The organism is Rodentibacter sp. Ppn85 (assembly GCF_001999335.1).
Lineage (GTDB): Bacteria > Pseudomonadota > Gammaproteobacteria > Enterobacterales > Pasteurellaceae > Rodentibacter.
In genome coordinates this window covers 1-2539 of the sequence record NZ_MLHS01000083.1, presented here as the reverse complement: position 1 = coordinate 2539, position 2539 = coordinate 1, and the positions used below count along the sequence as shown (strand labels likewise).

The window sequence follows — 2539 nt, the reverse complement described above, 5'->3', positions numbered from 1 at the left end:
CGTTGGGCGATTATTATGTAAATGCCAATCAGGCTAAGTTTACGATTACGATGTTTGACAATAGTGCGACATTCGGCATTAATAAACCCAATACCAAACCCGCCGATGCCTATGAACAAGGATTGACAAGGGAAATTTCCGATGAATATATTCGTATTGAAAAGTTGAAGGATAAATACGGGTGTCGGGATGTGACCGATAGCCGCCAACGGGAATTTATCTGTGACAATATTCAACGAAACGCATTAAACCAAACACGCATTCGTCAAGCCGTTGAAACGGAAGCGGAAAAACTGTCCAAACACGGTGGGATTTCCGATGAGATTTATTATTTACGCCCTTGGAGCTGTTTTAGACGGTTTAAAAAAGACGACCCGATTCAAAAGGCAGTGTTAGAGCATATTATTGAGATTTTGTCTTATATCGTTGTGCATGATTGGCAACAAATTAATATGGATATCCGCCCGCCGTTGGGAGCAAGGGGGGATTTGTATTCGGTGAAAGGGCAAAATACGAAAGGAGATCTGAATAAAAAAGATAAAGATCTATACGTTGATAGTTTTATTAAAGATATAAGAGATTCGGAAAAAGTACAATTTATCCCTCAAACAGTCGAAGAGTCAGAGTTTATAGATGGGGATACAAAAAATCCGGATAAACAACGCCCATATTTTATTACTCACTCCGCTATGCGGGAATGGGAATATGAATGGGTGGGGATGCTAGATAGAAATAAAGTCTTTCCATTGATTTACTCTGAAAGTTATAAAAAGTACATCATTAATAAAATAAAGAAAAACTCAAAATTTGGACGCTATTAGGAGAATATAAGATGAAAAGATTAATTAAATTATGCCTGAGTTTTTTCTTATTAAGCCTACTTTCCGCCTGTGCCAATCAACAACCACCCGTACATTCGCTTGGGGTTTCAAGTGACGGGCGCTATGTGATTAGCGCACATCGAGGTGGAAAACTTTTTCTATGGGATATTCAAAAGAAAGAGAAAAAACTCTTAGCAAAGAATGCGTTTTCTTATAGTGCCTACTTTATTCCTGATAGCCACGAGTTTATGTGGCAGGATGGCAATAATGTGGTACATATCCAAAACGTCGAAGGAAAAGAAATTTCTCAATTCCCACATTTTAAAACAAGAGGACAAATTATATCAGCGGATAAATCGTTTTATTTGTCTGCAGATGAATGGGGAAAATTTTATAAAGGACATGGTAAAGGTTTAGTGCCTATTTATACCGATGCCCCAATTGGCCCTAGTCAGACTTATACCTTTTCGATTGTCGGAGACAAATTCTTATCGGTTGGAGATGGGTGGGAGGGACGTAACGGTGAAGCGGCTGAAACCAAATTAACCACCAATCCGGTCAACCCTGATAAATATAAAAAAGACAGCTATCAAGGTGTGACGTTATGGGACAAAAAGACGTTAAAACCCCTTGCAAGATTATACGGTAATTCAAATCGGACATCAGGAAGAATTAGCCCAGATGGGAAATGGGTGGTTGCCGTCAGTGATAATGCAAGACGTTATATGTGGTCTGTTATTAATCCAAATAAAAGGTTTAGATTAGCTGATATAGATGGCATTTTTGATAAAAAAACGAAAACACGTGATACCAGCAAATTATTACCTGTTCCTAATAAATTTAAAGATAAAAGTATATCTTATTTTATAGATGCCAATACCATTGCATTTTTATCAGAAAAAGATTTTATTTTGTTTGTTCGTGATTATAGTGAATTAGCGCCGATTTACTCTACCGGTGATCCATGGATTCAAGCCTATGTGGAGATCGGACAAGATCCCCGAGTATCACAAGGAAATTTGAGCATTGCCTCCGCTTATAAAGCCAATATTCTCGTTACGGGGCAATACGGGCGAGGCGGGATTAATGTCTATAAATATCACCCTGCAACAAAAGAGCTGGAAAAAATTTGGGTGGCGGATTAATTAAAACTAAAAAGTGCGGTTGAAAATGAGGGCGTTTTTGACCGCACTTGTTTTAAGTTAAGCGGAAGAAGACAGCACGGTAGCTTAAACACCAAATTCATTTAGACGGGAATGTCGCGACCCTTTTTATTCATGGTTATAACGTGCCATTAGGTCGGGCGGGACGCTACCCTCTTTATGAAGAAGCCGTTAATATAAATTCCGTGTCTAAAGATACCGCCCGTCCGCCTAATATCAATATCCGAAGCGATGAATTACAGCAGCCGTGGTTACATTACGGGCGTGATGACTTACTCGCAATGATTCAAGCAAAAGGGCGAAAGTTAAATGAAGACACTTACAAAAGATACGATAAACAGTTTAATGGCGAAGAAGCATTAAGCTGGTTTCCTCATGTTGAGTATTATTTAAATCTTGCCGCCTCGGGAAAAGATAAATTGGATAAATTTGATGATTGGGAGAAATATAGTCGTATTATTGGCGTCACTTGGTCCGGGAGTGTGAAAGCCAGCCTGGAGTTTTTCCGTGCGGAGCTTTATGCCAATGAGGCCGGGCGGGAATTAGCCAAAGTGT

The 2539-nt window shown here is 39.3% G+C and carries 1 protein-coding gene and 2 pseudogenes; all 3 read left to right on the top strand.

Going from position 1 to position 2539, the window contains the following annotated elements; all coding sequences use genetic code 11:
* Nucleotides 1-821, top strand: a pseudogene (locus BKL51_RS11155) (hypothetical protein); the annotation flags it as partial.
* An 11-nt stretch (nt 822-832) separates the two neighbouring features.
* Nucleotides 833-1966 carry a WD40 repeat domain-containing protein gene (locus tag BKL51_RS11150; RefSeq protein ID WP_077466731.1) on the top strand — a complete coding sequence of 378 codons (1134 nt, stop codon included), beginning with the start codon at nt 833-835 and terminating at the stop codon, nt 1964-1966.
* 143 nt (nt 1967-2109) lie between these two features.
* A pseudogene (locus tag BKL51_RS11145) lies at nt 2110-2539 on the top strand (hypothetical protein); the annotation flags it as partial.